Annotated in this window: 17 protein-coding genes; 7 read left to right on the top strand and 10 right to left on the bottom strand. The window is 45.1% G+C overall.

Annotation, left to right across the window (positions count from 1 at the left end; genetic code table 11):
- Positions 1-35 precede the first annotated feature (35 nt).
- Together R7F67_RS13340 and R7F67_RS13335 are read right to left on the bottom strand one after the other, a co-directional pair.
- Positions 36-1,007: a lytic transglycosylase domain-containing protein gene (locus tag R7F67_RS13340; protein ID WP_005388330.1), complete on the bottom strand. Its 972-nt coding sequence runs from the start codon at positions 1,005-1,007 to the stop codon at positions 36-38.
- Between the two features lie 48 nt (positions 1,008-1,055).
- Complete coding sequence (locus R7F67_RS13335; RefSeq protein ID WP_005382303.1) at positions 1,056-1,337, bottom strand: YcgL domain-containing protein; 282 nt, start codon at positions 1,335-1,337, stop codon at positions 1,056-1,058.
- Between the two features lie 197 nt (positions 1,338-1,534).
- On the opposite strand from R7F67_RS13335, the gene minC reads away from it, so the two are divergent.
- From minC to minE, 3 genes are read left to right on the top strand one after another with little or no spacing between them, the layout of a single operon-like run.
- Positions 1,535-2,197 (top strand): septum site-determining protein MinC, encoded by a 663-nt coding sequence (minC, locus tag R7F67_RS13330; RefSeq protein ID WP_054575214.1) that lies wholly within the window; start codon positions 1,535-1,537, stop codon positions 2,195-2,197.
- A gap of 17 nt (positions 2,198-2,214) precedes the next feature.
- Positions 2,215-3,027, top strand: coding sequence for a septum site-determining protein MinD (minD, locus tag R7F67_RS13325; protein WP_005388331.1), 813 nt, complete (start codon positions 2,215-2,217; stop codon positions 3,025-3,027).
- Positions 3,028-3,029: 2 nt separating this feature from the next.
- Positions 3,030-3,293: a cell division topological specificity factor MinE gene (gene minE / locus R7F67_RS13320; RefSeq protein ID WP_005388332.1), complete on the top strand. Its 264-nt coding sequence runs from the start codon at positions 3,030-3,032 to the stop codon at positions 3,291-3,293.
- A 77-nt stretch (positions 3,294-3,370) separates the two neighbouring features.
- Here minE and rnd read toward each other — a convergent pair whose 3' ends face one another.
- The 7 genes from rnd to R7F67_RS13285 all read right to left on the bottom strand — a co-directional run bounded on the left by rnd (position 3,371) and on the right by R7F67_RS13285 (position 10,864).
- Complete coding sequence (rnd, locus tag R7F67_RS13315) at positions 3,371-4,489, bottom strand: ribonuclease D (RefSeq protein ID WP_318057212.1); 1,119 nt, start codon at positions 4,487-4,489, stop codon at positions 3,371-3,373.
- A 79-nt stretch (positions 4,490-4,568) separates the two neighbouring features.
- Positions 4,569-6,260, bottom strand: coding sequence for a long-chain-fatty-acid--CoA ligase FadD (gene fadD, locus R7F67_RS13310; protein WP_005382216.1), 1,692 nt, complete (start codon positions 6,258-6,260; stop codon positions 4,569-4,571).
- 106 nt (positions 6,261-6,366) lie between these two features.
- Positions 6,367-7,221 (bottom strand): alpha/beta fold hydrolase, encoded by an 855-nt coding sequence (locus tag R7F67_RS13305; RefSeq protein ID WP_005382215.1) that lies wholly within the window; start codon positions 7,219-7,221, stop codon positions 6,367-6,369.
- Positions 7,222-7,227: 6 nt separating this feature from the next.
- Positions 7,228-7,785, bottom strand: coding sequence for a Slp family lipoprotein (locus R7F67_RS13300; protein ID WP_005382214.1), 558 nt, complete (start codon positions 7,783-7,785; stop codon positions 7,228-7,230).
- Between the two features lie 41 nt (positions 7,786-7,826).
- Entirely contained in the window at positions 7,827-8,132 is a 306-nt protein-coding gene (locus R7F67_RS13295) for a hypothetical protein (protein WP_017819942.1), read from the bottom strand.
- Positions 8,133-8,192: 60 nt separating this feature from the next.
- Positions 8,193-8,894, bottom strand: coding sequence for a tRNA (adenosine(37)-N6)-threonylcarbamoyltransferase complex dimerization subunit type 1 TsaB (gene tsaB / locus R7F67_RS13290; RefSeq protein ID WP_017819943.1), 702 nt, complete (start codon positions 8,892-8,894; stop codon positions 8,193-8,195).
- 29 nt (positions 8,895-8,923) lie between these two features.
- A complete protein-coding gene (locus tag R7F67_RS13285; protein WP_258476120.1) occupies positions 8,924-10,864 on the bottom strand; it encodes an ATP-dependent DNA helicase in 1,941 nt (646 codons plus the stop codon).
- Between the two features lie 218 nt (positions 10,865-11,082).
- Between R7F67_RS13285 and purU the strand changes: the two genes are divergently transcribed.
- From purU to R7F67_RS13270, 3 genes are all read left to right on the top strand, one after another.
- Positions 11,083-11,916 carry a formyltetrahydrofolate deformylase gene (gene purU, locus R7F67_RS13280; RefSeq protein ID WP_005382206.1) on the top strand — a complete coding sequence of 278 codons (834 nt, stop codon included), beginning with the start codon at positions 11,083-11,085 and terminating at the stop codon, positions 11,914-11,916.
- 206 nt (positions 11,917-12,122) lie between these two features.
- Positions 12,123-13,742: a S1 family peptidase gene (locus tag R7F67_RS13275; RefSeq protein ID WP_005382202.1), complete on the top strand. Its 1,620-nt coding sequence runs from the start codon at positions 12,123-12,125 to the stop codon at positions 13,740-13,742.
- 4 nt (positions 13,743-13,746) lie between these two features.
- Positions 13,747-14,115, top strand: coding sequence for a hypothetical protein (locus tag R7F67_RS13270; protein WP_005382200.1), 369 nt, complete (start codon positions 13,747-13,749; stop codon positions 14,113-14,115).
- 72 nt (positions 14,116-14,187) lie between these two features.
- Here R7F67_RS13270 and R7F67_RS13265 read toward each other — a convergent pair whose 3' ends face one another.
- Positions 14,188-14,784 (bottom strand): VOC family protein, encoded by a 597-nt coding sequence (locus tag R7F67_RS13265; protein WP_065274265.1) that lies wholly within the window; start codon positions 14,782-14,784, stop codon positions 14,188-14,190.
- Between the two features lie 220 nt (positions 14,785-15,004).
- Between R7F67_RS13265 and argS the strand changes: the two genes are divergently transcribed.
- A complete protein-coding gene (gene argS, locus R7F67_RS13260; RefSeq protein ID WP_005388349.1) occupies positions 15,005-16,738 on the top strand; it encodes an arginine--tRNA ligase in 1,734 nt (577 codons plus the stop codon).
- The last annotated feature ends 73 nt before the right edge of the window (positions 16,739-16,811 follow it).

Here is a 16,811-nt window from a genome sequence, read left to right as displayed (position 1 = left end):
ATTGAAGACTGGATGCCAAATTGTTTGATGGCAGATCAGTATTTAATGCGGTCAGCCAAGTGACTCACAGCAAGTGCGAAGTAGTAAGAGCGGTTCCACTTCATCAATACGTTGTAGTTATTGTAAACCAGATACGTACGACCATTCTCGTCGTCCGGCATGATCAACCATGCTTTGATGTCTTCATCCAGTTTTGGCAACGGGCTACCGTCATATTTTGTGATACCTAATTGGCTCCACTCTTGAAGGTATTTGCCTTTTTCAGCCGTGCGCCCTTCTAGACTGCGATCAATATTTTTAGGAACCTTAACTTGGCGACCCCAAGTATATTTATCATCCCAACCAGACTTGCTCAAATAGTTAGCGGTTGATGCAAACACGTCCGCTTCAGATTGCCATATGTCTTTTTTACCATCCCCGTTGCCGTCAGCAGCAAAACGAAGGAAAGAGCTTGGCATAAACTGGCATTGACCCATCGCACCAGCCCATGAGCCTTTAAAGTTCTCTAGCTCAATATGGCCTTGATCGAGGATCTGCAGTGCCGACATGGTCTCTTTACGGAAAAACTCTTCACGACGGCCTTCAAATGCCATTGTGGATAGTGCATCAATCACTTTAAAGTTGCCGGTAAACTTACCAAAGTTACTTTCAACTCCCCAAAGTGCCACAATAAAGCGCGGGTGGACACCGTACTCATCGCCTATACGCTTTAGCTCAGTGTAATGCTCTTTGTAGAGTTGTCTGGCTTGCTTCACCTTCCATTCAGGCACCGCGCGAGGAATGTACTCATCCAATGTCAGTTTCTTTTCTGGTTGGTTTCGGTCCGCTTTTACTGCTCGCGGCTTGTACTCAACATTAGCAAAAGCAGCACTAATGACCTGCTCTGAGATACCTTTATCACGAGCTTCAGCACGCAGCTTATTCAAGTATTCATCAAAACCCTCGCTACTTGCAAAAGCCGAGGTACACATACCAACGCTAAGCATGGTAGCCAGTATCTTTTTCATATTGCCCTCCTTGAGCAAGGCAGAAATCCCAGATGAAAAACGATGACGTTATTCGCCTTTCTGCTGGGCTTTTTGTTCTTTGTACTTTTCTAATAGGTTCTCCGGCGGCGGTGGAACCTGAAGAAAGAAGCCATCATTTTGTAATGAAGCCTTCACTTTTTCGATATCAACTTGTGCCAATTTACGGCCATCAAGTTTAATCGTCATGACAGCGATAGGCTTACCGAACATCTGCATTAAGGTGTCAGGAACCTGTGAAAAATCATCCTTTTTCGGAATATAGAGATAAGTACCTTCTTTTTTCGAGCTTTTATAAATAGAACAAAGCATGACACGCCTTTTATGCTGATTTAGCCGCGTTGAGTGCGGATTAGGTTGTAAACGTCAAATTCTCGCAAACTTAATAGCAAATTTGAGATTAATTCACCTATTTGCCCCCGAGAGAACTTGCTGCGTCAAAGGATGAAATATAACATGACATACCTAGTTTAAGGCAACGCTCTTTCAATAAAGGCAAGAAGTCCACGATGACCCATTCACCAGACCTTAAAGGTAGCAGTTTTACATTGTCAGTTTTACACCTTTCTGACAATGAGATCGCAAAGACTGTCGAATTTTTGCAAGAAAAAGTTTCTCAAGCACCTTCTTTTTTTGCATCCGCGCCTTTGGTAATCAATATAGCAAAAGTACAAGGCGACATTGATTTCCCTAAGCTTAAACAAGGCATCTCAGATGCTGGTTTTATTCCGGTCGGTGTAACGGGCTGTAAAGACAAGCGTGTACAAAACCTTGCTTCCGAAGCTGGCTTCGCCATTATGTCGGCGAGCAAATCACCAAGCCAAGCACCTGCCAAAATGGCACCAACGAAAGTAGTTCGTACGCCTGTCCGCTCAGGACAACAGATCTACGCAAAAGATGGTGATTTGGTGGTGCTAGCGCACGTCAGTGCAGGTGCTGAAGTCATTGCTGACGGCTCTATTCATATCCATGGCACACTTCGAGGTCGTGCGATTGCAGGAGCAAGTGGTCAGCAGGAAGCGCGTATTATTTGCCACGATTTACAAGCAGAACTGGTATCCATTGCGGGTAACTACTGGTTAAGCGATCAAATTGAAAGCGAGTACTGGCAAAAGAAAGTAATGATCAGTAAAGCCGATGAATCATTACATTTAGAAGTTCTCGCGATTTAATCTAAAAAGGAAAAAAAATGGCACGCATTATTGTAGTAACGTCTGGTAAAGGTGGCGTTGGTAAAACCACTTCAAGCGCAGCCATCGCCTCTGGTCTAGCTCTTAAGGGAAAAAAGACCGCGGTGATCGATTTTGACATCGGTTTGCGTAACCTCGATCTAATCATGGGCTGTGAGCGCCGCGTCGTGTATGACTTTGTGAACGTCATTAACGGTGAAGCGACATTAAACCAAGCGCTGATCAAAGATAAGCGCACGGACAACCTATTTATTCTTCCTGCTTCTCAAACTCGTGATAAAGACGCACTGACAAAAGATGGTGTTCAGCGCGTATTCGGCGAACTTGATGAAATGGGCTTTGATTTCATTATTTGTGATTCACCAGCAGGTATCGAGCAAGGCGCGTTAATGGCCTTGTACTATGCCGATGAAGCCATTGTCACAACGAACCCAGAAGTCTCTTCTGTACGTGACTCTGACCGCATTCTCGGTATTTTAGATTCTAAGTCACTGCGTGCAGAACAAGGGCTAGAGCCAGTAAAACAGCATCTGTTACTGACTCGCTACAACCCATCTCGCGTCACTCAAGGCGAAATGCTAAGCGTTGAAGACGTTGAGGAGATCTTACATATTCCACTACTGGGCGTGATTCCAGAAAGCCAAGCCGTGCTTAACGCGTCAAACAAAGGTGTGCCAGTCACTTTTGACGATAACACCGATGCGGGTATGGCTTATTCTGACACCGTTGATCGCTTATTAGGCAATCAGGTTGAATTTCGTTTCCTTACTGAGGAGAAGAAAGGACTCTTTAAACGACTCTTTGGAGGCTAGACATGTCATTATTAGAATTTTTCCGTCCACAGAAGAAAACTTCTGCGAATCTAGCTAAAGAGCGTTTGCAAATCATTGTCGCAGAGCGCCGCAGCCAAAATGATCCTGCGCCGTCTTACTTGCCTCAATTAAAAGAAGACATCTTGAAGGTGATCAGCAAGTACGTGGCAATTGATCCAAATATGGTTGACTTAACATTTGAGCACAAAGACGACGATATCTCAGTTCTTGAGCTAAATGTGAAGCTACCAGACGAAGAAAAGTAATCAGTTTCTCTCGCAAGACGAATACTCTAATTAGAACGAAAAAGGTTGGCATCGAGGCCAACCTTTTTCATCTTTCATTACTTTAATGCTTTGTTCATCTTGTCGCCGAGTAAATCCAAACGCCACCCTTGCATCAAATCAGGCAATACTTCTGGGTCACGATCTTTTTTCCAAACCCAACTGATCAACTGATTGATCTGCTTTTTAGAGGCAAGGAACTCCGTGGCTAAACCTGACTTCTGCGAAGCCGATTTCACCAAGTCTTTCATATTTTTGAAGACCTGCTTGTAACCCGGATAGTCCATTAAACGCTCAATTTTCGCAGGATACTCTTCAGAAGGTGTTTGCTTCGCTTGCTTAACAATCGCGGCAATCTTCGCGCCATGGCGGTTAATCGCTCGGATATCAATATCTTCTGCTTCCATCTTCTTAAAGTTCGTTAAACCAAGACGAGCGACCGTTAATAGATCACCTTCTTTGAAGATAAAGTTCAGCGCTAAATCTCGTTTGATTGCTTCACGATAACGCCACGTCGCCAATGGCTTTAAAGTCGCCAGCTCAGAAGGTTTTAATTGCCAAGCGCCCTTAATATCAAGGTAGGCATTCTCTTCATTGGTTACGCGAATACGTTTCGAAACGAGTAAATCACTTTCTTGCTGTACAGCTTCCCACCAACCTGCTTGCGTCACCTTATCGAACAGCTTTTCGTATAAGGGTAACAAGTAATGAACATCTGCGGCAGCATAATCTAATTGCTTTTGTGTCAGTGGACGAGCCATCCAGTCGGTACGTGATTCACTTTTGTCGAGCTCTACGCCTAAATATTCTTCCACCAGCGATGCGAAGCCTGTCGATAGGCCGTGACCGAGAAAAGCGGCCATCAGCTGCGTATCCACCATAGGGAATGGTGTACAACCAAAAGCGTTTTGGAAAACTTCTAAATCTTCACCACATGCGTGCAGCACTTTTAGCACAGAAGTATCTTTTAATAGCGCTACAAACGGCGTCATATCCGTTAATTCAGTCGGATCAATCAGCGAGAGGCGATTACCATCGAAAAGCTGAATCAGACCTAACTGCGGGTAGAAAGTGCGAATACGAACGAATTCGGTATCCAGCATCACTACGTCTGCCTCTCGGGCATGAGTGCAAACATCTTCTAGGTCTTTGTTTTTAGTAATAATTTGATAGTTCACATACTTCTCGCTATAAAAAATGCCAGCAAAACGCTGGCATTCTATCATTTTTTAAATCTCTCGACTCGACGAAATCGGCTTATGCGCTTTTCTTCGCAAGTTCAGCGTCATTCTCTTCGCGTAAAACACGACGCAAGATCTTACCGACATTGGTTTTAGGTAAGTCTTCGCGGAATTCAACCAACTTCGGAACTTTGTAGCCAGTTAGGTGTTCTCGACAATGCGCGATCACTTCGTCTTTGGTCAAGCTCGGATCGCGTTTCACGACATAAATCTTCACTAATTCACCAGACACTTCATGCGGCTGACCAATAGCAGCAACTTCAAGTACTTTGCCGTGTAGTGCTACAACGTCTTCGATTTCGTTCGGGTAAACATTAAAGCCTGATACTAAGATCATGTCTTTCTTACGGTCAACGATATGCAGGAAGCCTTCGTCATCGAACTTAACGATGTCGCCAGTTGATAGCCAGCCGTCTTCGTTAATCGTATCTTTCGTTGCTTCAGGTCGTTGCCAGTAACCTTGCATAACCTGAGGACCACGAACTTGAAGTTCACCAGTTTCAGTATTCGCAAGAGCGTTGCCTTCTTCGTCCACGATACGAACTTCTGTTGATGGTACCGGCAGACCAATAGAGCCATTGTATTCAACAAGATCATGCGGATATGCCGCCACCAACGGAGAACACTCTGTTAGACCGTAACCTTCGAGCAAGTAGCAACCCGTGGTCTTTTGCCATCTTTCTGCCACTGAGCGCTGCACTGCCATGCCGCCGCCAACAGCTAAACGTAGATTACTGAAATCCAACTCGTGGAAATCTTCATTATTGACCAATGCATTAAATAAGGTATTCACGCCCGTAATCGCAGTAAACGGATGCTTTTGTAGCTCTTTCACGAACCCTGGAATATCTCTAGGGTTGGTAATAAGTAAGTTACGACCACCCATTTCGACAAACAGCAGACAGTTTACGGTAAGAGCAAATACGTGATACAGCGGTAACGCTGTTACGACTAATTCACGCCCCGGAGATAAAACCGGTCCGTACGCGCCTTTTGCCTGTAGAACGTTCGCAATCATGTTGCGGTGAGTCAGAATCGCACCTTTCGCGACACCTGTCGTCCCCCCCGTATATTGCAGGAATGCAATGTCATCCCCAGACATAAACGGTTTAACGTATTGTAGACGACGACCTTTACGTAGAGCCTGACGCATTGAGATAGCACCAGGTAAATCGTACTTAGGCACCATGCCCTTAACGTACTTCACGACAAAATCGACAATCGTACCTTTCGCTCGTGGCAGCATTTGACCAAGACTGGTTAACACTACGTGTTTGACTGGTGTTTTATCGACGATTTGTTCTAGCGTATTCGCAAAGTTAGACACAATCACAATCGTCGTCGCACCTGAGTCATTCAATTGGTGTTCAAGTTCACGAGGAGTGTAAAGTGGGTTAACGTTTACGGCGATACAACCTGCACGCAAAATACCAAACAACGCCACTGGGTATTGCAGTAGGTTTGGCATCATCAGAGCAACACGGTCACCCTTTTGCAGTTTTAACTCGTTTTGCAGATACGCTGCGAATGCGCGACTACGCTCTTCCAATTTACGGAAGGTCATAACCGAGCCCATGTTCATGAATGCTGGTTGGTCTGCATATTTTTGTACAGACTGTTCAAACATTTCTACCAAAGACTCATATTGCTCTGGATTAATGGTTTCAGGTACGTCACTTGGATAACGTGAAAGCCATGGTTTATCCACGATGTTACTCCTCGTTTATAACTGGCTAAAAAATAGCGTCCTTTTTATTTTGAAAGCTATTACAGCACAGCGAACGTGCTTGAGCACGCAACTCTCAAACACTTGTTTAAATTTTGTTAACTACACCAAGAATTCGCGTTGCGACCTCGAGTATTTGCTCTAAATGACAGTGATGACCACCCTTGACAGAAACCACTTGCGGTGGGTTCTCTCCCCAATCAGCTTGGTTAGATGGTAAATTCTGAAATCCTTGATCGCCTAATACAATCAAATGAGGACAACGTATTTGGCTGGTAATCGAGTTAGCATGCGCTTGCGCCATTCGGTAAAGCGACGCACATTTTAACTTGGCGTCATGCCGCCAATACCATTTATCTCCTCGCTGCTCTGTTCCACGCTCTACTATCGGTAGAAGCTGCTCAGCGGTTAATTGGTTGGCTTGCATGCGTAATTTTAACGCCAGATCGAAGGAGGCAATGGCTCGCTCTGGCTTGTTTTGCTGTCTTATTCGACTTAAAACGCCATCGCGAAGACGAGGCAAACTGTTAGTAGGATCCTCATGAAGAGGTCCTGCTCCCTCAATTTGCACAAGAGCTTCGACCTGCTCTGGAAACGCTGCACTATAGCAACTTGCGATTAAAGCACCAAGTGAATGCCCTACTAATATCAGTCTGTTTGGTGATAATTCGTCCAAAAACTGATACAAATCGGCAATATAGTCGTGAAAGGGGTAATAATTATCGTGAGATTTATGACTCGATAAACCGTGACCAAAATGATCGATGGCTAGGAGGTGTAAGTGAGGATTAAGTTGATTCAACTGCTCCATGAGCGCTTTAAAGCTGCCCGCATTATCTAACCACCCATGAAGAAAAACGACTGACAAGTCAGCCGTTTTCTCGTTCCCTATCTCAAGGGCTGCCATTTTGCCGGCAGGAAGCTCGAATTGACGCTCATGCATCGCAGATTATTTGACCTGTTTTATCACTTTACCGTCTTGCGGGAAATCATTACGCCACATGCGGCAGTTAATCGAGTAACATGGGTAAAAGTAGGTTGGCGAGTCATACATGCGTACACGTTCTTCAATTTTCCATAAACGGTACCCTTCCCCCTTAATTACTGGGAAGATGTAACCGTGCTCACCGATCTTTCCTTCTTCTTCCCCTGCTCCTTTGCCTACAACCGTCACCAAACGGCCTTCACTAAAGGCGACAGGCTCTAAATAGCCATCAAAATAGGCGACAAAACGCCCCGTAGGCTCTTCATCAATATCAGGTTTACCAGACTTACTGATAGGAAGGTTTACAATCTCTAGACGCGTTTTATCTTTAAAGTTATCCACTTTAGCGATGATTCCACCAAGGCGAACATCTTCACTCACTTGCCCCTGAGACTCAGCAAAAGCTTTATAGTCTGTAACGACCAACTCTGTGCTTGCATTTAGCTCCTCTGGCAACGAGCTACACGCAGACAAACCAACCGTAGCAAATAATGCGAGAAAAAACCGTCCAAAAACCTTCATAAACCACCTTTCAATATTAGTAACCCCAAGCTGGGGAGATCTCACACGTAAATATCGACACCAAGTAATTGAGCCAGTTCCTCTTTTTTAGCTCGATTCATGACATCCATGTACTGCTCCATTGCTTTACGTGCGCCCCCTTCAGGAAGGTCATATTGCACTTGAGCTCGGTGAATTTGGGACTCATCCACGTGTTTTATGGAGTGCGCCACGGCGTTAGCAACCTTTGAAGGCTGACCTACAGGCTGCTTTGTTTGTGATTTATTTACCTGCTTCTTTTGACTGGCTTTATGAGTGCGATTTGCACCGGGAATCAAAGAAGGAGGCAAGCCATTAATCGACGCCATAGCACTCCATAAAAATACAGGGCAAACGCCCTGCTTTTTGTCAGGTTAATGAAAAACGGACTATTCGCGACCAGGAAGTTTTTTCCATGTCACATTATCACGTAAATAAACAGGGCTCGAATCTTCGACCGGCACGGTATTACCCTTTTTAAATTCTTGTTCAGCAAGAATCACAATGTCTTGTGAATCAGGGTACAGAACGTCACTATGCGTCAAATTAAACGGTAGGTCTGCTAATACTTCTTGGTAAGCATCCCAACCAGTACCTGCTGTCGTCCACGTTTTGTCGTCTGCTTGTGCTTCTTCAACTAGACGTGCTGGTGGAATTACGCACTCTGCATCCATCTCTGCCCACTCACCGTTTGCTTGGCGAGTGTAACGTGCCCAGTAAACTTCACCCATACGTGCATCAATGGCCACAGCGACATCGGTCACACCATGTAAGCGATAGCTACCTTGAGCCATTGCAGCCAGCGTTGAAACGCCGATCATAGGTAAGTCAGCACCGAACGCCAAACCTTGTGCGATACCAATACCGATACGAACGCCAGTAAAGCTACCTGGACCACGTCCAAACGCTAACGCATCCAGCTCTTGTAGAGTCAGGCCAGCTTCTTTGAGTACTTCATCAACCATTGGCAGTACTTTTTTGGTGTGATCGCGTGGTGCAACCGCGCTACGTGAAATCACTTGATCATTAGCCAACAACGCAACTGAACAGTTTTCAGTCGCTGTATCGATAGCAAGAATTTTTGCGCTCATTTAACTCTCTACAACTCTCATTTATTGGGTTATGCCTCAGCACTTGCGTCTGTGACAGATTGTTCTGCTTTCAGGAATGCTTTGATTCCATCTAAGTCTCGCGTCCTTGGGATAGGTGGTAGGCTTCCGAGGAAAATACCACCATAGTCTCGCGTGACAAGGCGATTATCACAAATGATCAACGCACCGTGATCCTTCTGATCTCGAATTAATCGCCCGACTCCCTGCTTTAACGTAATCACTGCATCCGGGATTTGTACTTCAGCAAATGGTTCACCGCCACGTAATCGACAATCCTCGATACGGGCTTTGAGTAACGGATCGTCAGGGGCGGTAAACGGTAATTTGTCGATAATAACACAGCTCAGCGCATCACCTCTAACATCAATCCCTTCCCAGAAGGCGCCTGTCGCCACGAGTAAAGCGTTACCCAGTTCCATAAACTCCGCCAAGGTTTTCTGCTTACTCATCTCCCCTTGCATTAACACAGGCAGCTCAAGTACTTCTCGGAACTTCTCACCTAGTTCACGCATCATGCTGTGCGAGGTACATAAAAAGAAGCAGCGACCATCATTTTCTTCAATCACCGGAGCAAGCATTCGGACTAACTTATCCGCTAAGCCGTTACTGTTTGGCTCTGGCAAATACCTTGGCACACAAAGGCGCGCTTGTTTTTGATAATCAAAGGGGGACGGCAGAGAAAATTGCTTTGTAGGCTTGAGGCCAAGGCGATCAGTAAAGTGCTTGAAGTCGCCCGATACGGCTAGGGTTGCTGACGTGAAAATCCACGCGCCTTGTTTAATCTCTATTTGCTCATGGAACTTGTCCGCGACAGAAAGAGGCGTAATGTGCAGAGCGAAATGACGAGGCGAGGTATCGTACCAGTATGAGTAACCGGTAATATCGACATCACATACCCGGTCGATACGGCCTTTGATCAAATTGGCTCGTTCAAAGGCGGTATCCAGTAATTGACTGCGCCCTAAGGCTATTTTGAGTACATCAATCGCCAATTCGAGGCTGTCAGTTAAGCGCAATAATTCTCGCTTAATAGAACCTGATTGCAACGCCTCACGCCAGTTGCCACGAAAGCCTGGCTCACCCAATACAATCCGCATGTCCATTGCGCTTTGCATGAGTTTGTCGCCCACTTTTTGCAATTGACGCATATCTTTGGCTTCGGTGCGATAGGCTATTTCAATGTCTTTGGCAAGATCGTGAATTTGGCGGCTTGAAACTGACTGGCCGAAATATTCGCTCGCAATATCTGGCAACTGATGAGCTTCATCAAAAATAAACACATCGGCTTCTGGAATCAGTTCACCAAATCCTGTTTCTTTAATCGCTAAATCAGCAAGAAACAAGTGATGGTTCACTACAACAATGTCGGAATCCATGGCTCGCTTACGCGCTTTCAATACAAAGCAATCAGTGTAGCTCGGACATTCTTTACCTAAACAGTTATCATTGGTTGAGGTGATGGTCGGAATGATCATGCTGTCTTCTGGCAGATCATCACAATCCCCAAGGTCACCTGTTTTGGTTTCTGATGACCAAGCACGCACTTTAACCAGTTGAGTTAATAACGTCGGGTCAGATTCATTAGTGTGGCTTTCGACCATTTGGCGGCTCAAACGATCCAAACACAGATAATTAGAACGCCCTTTTAATAACGCCACTTGGCCATAAAAACCAAGCGCATTGACCATGAGCGGTAAGTCACGATGGTACAACTGCTCTTGCAAGTTTTTCGAGCCTGTACTGATGATCACTTTTTTACCGCTTAACAGCGCAGGGACTAAGTAGGCGAAGGTCTTACCGGTTCCGGTTCCTGCCTCCACCACCAACTGGGTTTGATCTTTGATCGCACTGCTGACGGCTTCCGCCATATCGATTTGTGGCTGACGAGCTTGAAAGCCAGGAATGGCCTTACCTAACGCGCCATCAGAGGAAAAAGTTTTTGCGATCATGCTTGGTATTGAGTTTGAAAAATTATCGAGAGTATATCAGAGGAATAGGAGTGACATCAGCCCACAATCTGACCAGCTTGCGGCGACACGCGGATATTTTGTTGAAACCAACGTAAGAATAGATTATTTATGGTGAAACATGGCAGTACAGTTACACCCGCCAGGGAATAATAACAAATTCGTACGCTAAAATATTAATGCATGGAAGTACCTGATTTATGGAAAAGAAAACACTGTTGACCCACTGTTCTGACGCCCCGGGTCTCATCTCGAAAATTACTAATATCTGTTACAAGCACCAACTCAACATCGTTCACAATAACGAATTTGTTGATAATACCAGTGGCCACTTTTTCATGAGAACGGAGTTGGAGGGGTACTTCAACGATCAAACGTTTCTTGCCGACTTGGACCAAGCTCTCCCGCAAGGTGCTAAGCGTAAATTGGTTGGCTCTCGCCGTAAGCGCATCGTCATTCTCGTCACAAAAGAAGCGCATTGTTTAGGCGATATTCTGATGAAAACCTACGATGGAAGCCTAGATGTTGAGATCGCCGCTGTGGTGGGGAATTACGACAAACTGCAAACTCTCACTGAACGCTTCGACATTCCTTACCACCATGTGACCCATGAAAACCTTAGCCGTGAAGAACACGAGCAGAAGATGCTAGAAGTGATCGATCAATACGATGCTGACTTTTTGGTGCTAGCTAAATACATGCGCGTATTAACGCCGACGTTTGTTGAGAAATATCACCACAAAATCATTAATATTCATCACAGCTTCTTACCTGCTTTTATTGGCGCGAAGCCATATCAACAAGCTTACGATCGCGGTGTGAAAATCATCGGTGCAACAGCACACTTCGTGACTAATGATTTAGATGAAGGGCCGATCATCAAGCAAGACGTAATTCCTGTCGACCATACATTCAATGCCCAAGATATGGCGCAAGCGGGACGCGATGTAGAGAAGAACGTATTGAGTAAGGCTTTGAATAAAGTGATCAATGACCACGTCTTTGTTTATGGGAATAAGACAGTGATCCTGTAATCCCTCCGTACTAGTTACAACGATAGTGAAACCCGTCCAACTTGGCGGGTTTCATCTTTTCAGAAGATCCCCCCTCCAATTCTAACCATCAAAGTTAAACCGATACGTTATAATTTTTCATTTCTCCACAACTATTTACTGAGAGAATGATTCCGTTTATCATTTGCCCTCCTTATAATAAACCACGTTAATATTACGGAATTAAAATGAAAAAAACGTTAGTGGCTTTTCTGATTGGGCTGACTTTACCAGCAACCACAATCGCAGATACTCTTGAGCCTGTTCAGAATGATGTATCCACTCGCATTATCGGCGGCGAACCTGCCAACACTTCCGACTGGAAATTTATTGCTTCACTGGTACGTAAAGGACAACCTACATCTATTGGTCACTTTTGTGGTGGCAGTTTCCTAGGTGGAAAATACGTATTAACTGCTGCGCACTGTGTGGAAGGTCTTAATGCGGACGATCTGGATATCGTTCTTGGTCTTTATGACAAAAACAGAGAGTCTCAAGCACAGCGCATCGCCATTAAAAATATCTATTCACATGATGAATATAACAACATAACAACGAACAATGACATCGCTCTTATTGAATTAGAACGCAATATCGATAGCGCAACTATTGACCTGGCAACGCCAGAACTTTTAGATAGCGTACGCGTAGGAGACAAGTTGCACGTGGCTGGATGGGGAAATACGTCCACGACAGACCGAATATACCCAACCGTTTTACAACAAGTAGATTTGGAATACGTAGATCGAGCTACCTGCCAAAACCTACCAGGAAACTACTCTAATGTATCAGATGACGGTATTTGCGCCGGATACTATTGGGGAGGTAAAGATAGCTGCCAAGGAGATAGCGGCGGTCCACTCATCGTTGATGATAACGGTATCAACAAATTGCTAGGCGTGGTCAGCTGGGGGGATGGATGTGCTCAACCAAACGCTTATGGTGTTTACGCCAACGTCGCTCATTTTCAACACAATGGATGGATAGATAGCCATCGCAATACTATCAGCTTCACTAAGTACCGAGATCTTCGTTTCGTTGAGCGAAAAGCGCAGCAAGAGACCTTTACTATTCGTAATGACGATACTATCCCATTCAACATCTACCAAAGCACAATATCATACGGAAGTACCATCGAGAAAAGCACTTGTACTGGTACCTTAAAGCCTTCGCAAAGCTGTCAAATTACCGTCGGCTACCAACCTAGCTATTCGGGATCAGAAACAACGATAGAGCTCTTTACCGATCATCCGAAACTGTCCAGACTCACAACAACTTTCGAGTATTCAGGTGTAGATAAAGCAAGCAGATCAGTGCGTAATGCCATTCCGCTAGCAGACGCAAATGTTTATACCGGTCAAAACGCTTGGACGGCTGAAAATGGTGAACTGCAATCAGCGGATATGGGAGCTTATCCTGGTGTATCTGAGCTGGTTTTGACCGATCTTCCGAAGGGCAAACTTACCATGGATCTCAAAGTAATGTCCGATGGTTTTGATTACTTGTTCATCTTAGTTAATGGTGAAATTTACGATAGCACCAACCAACTCCTCGATTATAAAGAGATCCAGATCGATCTTTACAAAGCATCTAATACGATAACGTTTGAATACGTCCAACACCCGTTTTCAAGTGGCATTTACAGCGCGCAAGCATTTGTTCGCAACATAAATATGTCAGTCAGCACAGATAATACGGGCGATGCTGGTAACGACGTTAATAAAAAGTCTAGTTCAGGCGGCAGTTTATCTATTGGCCTACTGGTGTTAATGGCTGCAGGTTCATTCGTACGACGCAAAAAAAGGTAACGAGATGAAACATAGACTCAAGATATTCCTACTTGGTTTGGGCACTATCAGTTTAACTGCATGTTCAGCAAACGCAGGACTGCAAACAAACCAGACGTCTGAGCACCAAGCAATGATGGTAGAGACTTATAGGACAAGTGAGAGTCAAATTTCATTTATCACAGAGTCTAACGGCTGCAGTAAGAACGATGATTTTAGCCTAAAAATAGAGCAAAGCTCACAGACAGAAGCTCTTATTACTATCGTTAGAGACAAGGCGGATCATTGTAAACGAATGCCGTTTGCCAAAACTTTTACACTGCCTTTAGATGAAGAGTTGAAAGGCAAAAAACTTTCCATTACCAACCCAAAAAGCAAGTCACTGGCTAAATAGTGATTCGCTTACGAAAGGGAGCCTCGGCTCCCTTTTTGCCTATCGCAACTCAGCAATTCTCACCCTAGCGTTTTACGCCTGCTCAGACTCCACAATACGCTTAAGTGAATGCGGGTGCAGTTTGATACAAATGCCTTGGTACTTAAACGCCACTGTTGGGTTATTCAAGCGTTCGCCATCCCCTTTCGGGCTCGACAGTTTGATCTTCACACCCAGCTCTTCTAACTCATTAAAGCGTGCGCCAAACGCTGGATAAGTGTGTCTCAAATCAGCAAGAAACTCATCTGCGGTTTCGGCATGAGACGGAATCACAAACTCCACATGTTCCCAGCTTTCAGTTGGGTAGATTTTGCCTTCCGCAGGGTATGGCAGCTCCAGACACTCAATCTTCCAGCCACGACTTTCCAACGCTTTATCGAACTCAATAACAATAATTGGGCGACCGTTGATTTTCGCTTGTGAAATCACCTTACCGTATTGATTCCATGCTTCATGCGCGGCTTTTGCTGTTTCAGTATCATTAATTCGCAGCGCAATATGGTCAGCTTGAGCAAAGCTCAGATCCAGTTTTAACAGGGATGCAAGCTCTTCAATCTTCGCCATAAATGCATCCAGATCTTGGATCATCAATTTAGGCGCTAGGCGTTTTTCAACTAGTTGAGTCGTCATTGTGGTTCTCTTTTGGGGCGATTTATCTCATTACTCTGAGCGCAATAGTAAACGCAAACCAAACCACATTTCCATTCAATCGAAAAAGTATAAATTTCCCCAATTCCTCTCTGTATGAAAAGCAATAAAGTTGTTATCATTAGCCCCATTTTTGTGAACTCCAACAGAACTCGGCACTTACTTCGCCGAGTTCTTCGTCCTTGAATTGAAGGAAACGCGTGTGAATATCCAAGCACTTATTAATGACAAAGTATCTCAGGCTCTAGAAGCCGCTGGCGCACCTGCAGGCAGTCCTGCGGCAGTACGCCAATCAGCAAAGCCACAATTTGGTGACTACCAAGCAAACGGCGTAATGGGCGTTGCTAAAAAACTGGGTACTAACCCACGAGAATTTGCACAGAAAGTACTGGATGTTCTAGACCTAGATGGTATTGCAAGCAAGACAGAAATCGCTGGTCCTGGTTTCATCAACATTTTCCTAAGCGAAGAGTTCCTAGCAAAACAAGCGGAAGCAGCACTGGCTGACTCACGTCTTGGCGTTGCAGCAGACGAAGCTCAAACTATCGTTGCTGACTACTCTGCACCAAACGTAGCTAAAGAAATGCACGTTGGTCACCTACGTTCAACCATCATCGGTGATGCGGTGGTACGTACTCTTGAGTTCCTAGGTCACAAAGTGATCCGTGCGAACCACATCGGCGACTGGGGTACTCAGTTCGGTATGCTTATCGCAAACCTTGAACGTGTACAACAAGAGTCTGGCGAAGTTTCTATGGAGCTTGCGGACCTTGAAGGCTTCTACCGCGAATCGAAAAAGCTGTACGATGAAGATGAAGACTTCGCAGTAAAGGCGCGAAACTACGTTGTGAAACTGCAAAGCGGTGACGAGTACTGTGCAGAAATGTGGAAAAAACTCGTTGATGTAACCATGATCCAAAACCAGCGCAACTACGACCGTCTAAACGTGTCACTGACTCGTGACGACGTGATGGGCGAGAGCATGTACAACGACATGCTTCCTAAGATCGTTGCAGACCTAAAAGAACAAGGTCTTGCCGTTGAAGATGATGGCGCGCAAGTTGTATTCCTAGATGAATACAAGAACAAAGATGGCGAACCAATGGGCGTTATCGTTCAAAAACGCGATGGCGGTTTCCTATACACAACAACAGACATCGCATGTGCAAAATATCGTTATGAAGAGCTAAGCGCAGACCGTGTGCTTTACTTCATCGACTCACGTCAACACCAGCACCTAATGCAAGCTTGGACAATTGTTCGTAAGGCAGGCTACGTACCTGAGTCAGTATCTCTTGAGCACCACGCGTTCGGCATGATGCTTGGTAAAGATGGTAAGCCATTCAAGACTCGTGCGGGTGGTACCGTTCGCCTTGCCGACCTTCTAGATGAAGCAGAAGTTCGTGCAGCACAACTGATCGAATCTAAAAACCCTGAGCTAGATGCGGAAGAAAAAGAGAAGATCTCTAAAACAGTTGCAATGGCAGCGGTTAAATACTCTGACTTATCTAAACACCGTACGACTGACTACGTGTTCGATTGGGACAACATGTTAGCGTTTGAAGGTAACACAGCACCATACATGCAATATGCATACACTCGCGTAGCTTCTATTTTCGCTAAAGCTGGTGTTGCTATGGACGCTCTCCAAGGCGACATCAAAATCACTGATGAGAAAGAGAAAGCACTTATTGCTAAACTTATGCAGTTCGAAGAAGCGGTTCAATCTGTCGCTCGCGAAGGCCAACCGCACATCATGTGTAGCTACCTATTCGAACTAGCAGGTCAGTTCTCTAGTTTCTACGAAGCGTGCCCTATCCTAGTTGCTGAAGACGAAGCTGTGAAACAAAGCCGTCTGAAACTAGCTGCGCTAACAGCGAAGACCATCAAGCAAGGTCTGTCTCTACTAGGTATTGATACTCTAGAGCGTATGTAAGCGATTCGAGAATCGAGAATCGAGAATCGAGAATCGAGAATCGATATGATTTCAAAAGGTTGGCGTGAAAGCG

The sequence above is a fragment of the Vibrio sp. YT-17 genome, from assembly GCF_033337375.1.
Taxonomy (GTDB): domain Bacteria; phylum Pseudomonadota; class Gammaproteobacteria; order Enterobacterales; family Vibrionaceae; genus Vibrio; species Vibrio alginolyticus.
This window is presented reverse-complemented; position numbering and strand designations above follow the sequence as displayed.

Bases quoted from the DNA above. Each gene is read 5' to 3' on its own strand.
- R7F67_RS13340 (WP_005388330.1), bottom strand. From the start codon at position 1,007: ATGAAAAAGATACTGGCTACCATGCTTAGCGTTGGTATGTGTACCTCG.
- R7F67_RS13335 (WP_005382303.1), bottom strand. From the start codon at position 1,337: ATGCTTTGTTCTATTTATAAAAGCTCGAAAAAAGAAGGTACTTATCTC.
- minC (WP_054575214.1), top strand. From the start codon at position 1,535: ATGACCCATTCACCAGACCTTAAAGGTAGCAGTTTTACATTGTCAGTT.
- minD (WP_005388331.1), top strand. From the start codon at position 2,215: ATGGCACGCATTATTGTAGTAACGTCTGGTAAAGGTGGCGTTGGTAAA.
- minE (WP_005388332.1), top strand. From the start codon at position 3,030: ATGTCATTATTAGAATTTTTCCGTCCACAGAAGAAAACTTCTGCGAAT.
- R7F67_RS13305 (WP_005382215.1), bottom strand. From the start codon at position 7,221: ATGCATGAGCGTCAATTCGAGCTTCCTGCCGGCAAAATGGCAGCCCTT.
- R7F67_RS13300 (WP_005382214.1), bottom strand. From the start codon at position 7,785: ATGAAGGTTTTTGGACGGTTTTTTCTCGCATTATTTGCTACGGTTGGT.
- R7F67_RS13295 (WP_017819942.1), bottom strand. From the start codon at position 8,132: ATGGCGTCGATTAATGGCTTGCCTCCTTCTTTGATTCCCGGTGCAAAT.
- tsaB (WP_017819943.1), bottom strand. From the start codon at position 8,894: ATGAGCGCAAAAATTCTTGCTATCGATACAGCGACTGAAAACTGTTCA.
- R7F67_RS13285 (WP_258476120.1), bottom strand. From the start codon at position 10,864: ATGATCGCAAAAACTTTTTCCTCTGATGGCGCGTTAGGTAAGGCCATT.
- purU (WP_005382206.1), top strand. From the start codon at position 11,083: ATGGAAAAGAAAACACTGTTGACCCACTGTTCTGACGCCCCGGGTCTC.
- R7F67_RS13275 (WP_005382202.1), top strand. From the start codon at position 12,123: ATGAAAAAAACGTTAGTGGCTTTTCTGATTGGGCTGACTTTACCAGCA.
- R7F67_RS13270 (WP_005382200.1), top strand. From the start codon at position 13,747: ATGAAACATAGACTCAAGATATTCCTACTTGGTTTGGGCACTATCAGT.
- R7F67_RS13265 (WP_065274265.1), bottom strand. From the start codon at position 14,784: ATGACGACTCAACTAGTTGAAAAACGCCTAGCGCCTAAATTGATGATC.